Below are 381 nucleotides of genomic sequence, written 5' to 3'. Positions count from 1 at the left end.
ATCAAATGCTCGACCGTCGACACGCGCGCGCCGTCTTTCTGCAGCACCGAAGCGAGGCGCGTATCGCCAATCGACATTGCCGATGCGGGAATATCCACCGGCGTGGGCAAATCCACGCGCGAAAACACGATGCCGGTATCCGGCGCCGCCGGACGGAGCGTCAAGTCGACTTTACGGCCGGAATGCAGGCCGATGCCGACTGTCTTGACGATCGATTTGATAGTGCGCTGCTTCAACATGGTGATCTTCTATTCGATTGAAAATCCCAATCGGGACTTTTTGTTCCATAGCACGAATTATACTCCATTACCCTAAGGAGCGTCGTCGCATGGAACGTATCAATCTGTTTCGCTCCATTACCCGCTGGGCGGCTGCCAGGGA

Annotated in this window: 1 protein-coding gene; it reads right to left on the bottom strand. The window is 55.9% G+C overall.

Going from position 1 to position 381, the window contains the following annotated elements; all coding sequences use genetic code 11:
- A partial coding sequence (locus SB771_RS33630; RefSeq protein ID WP_410721872.1) for a UDP-3-O-acyl-N-acetylglucosamine deacetylase occupies window positions 1-239 on the bottom strand: 239 nt, incomplete at its 3' end.
- Between the last annotated feature and the right edge of the window lie 142 nt (window positions 240-381).

Source organism: Burkholderia sp. SIMBA_051, from assembly GCF_046534915.1.
GTDB classification, from domain to species: domain Bacteria; phylum Pseudomonadota; class Gammaproteobacteria; order Burkholderiales; family Burkholderiaceae; genus Burkholderia; species Burkholderia ambifaria.
This window is presented reverse-complemented; position numbering and strand designations above follow the sequence as displayed.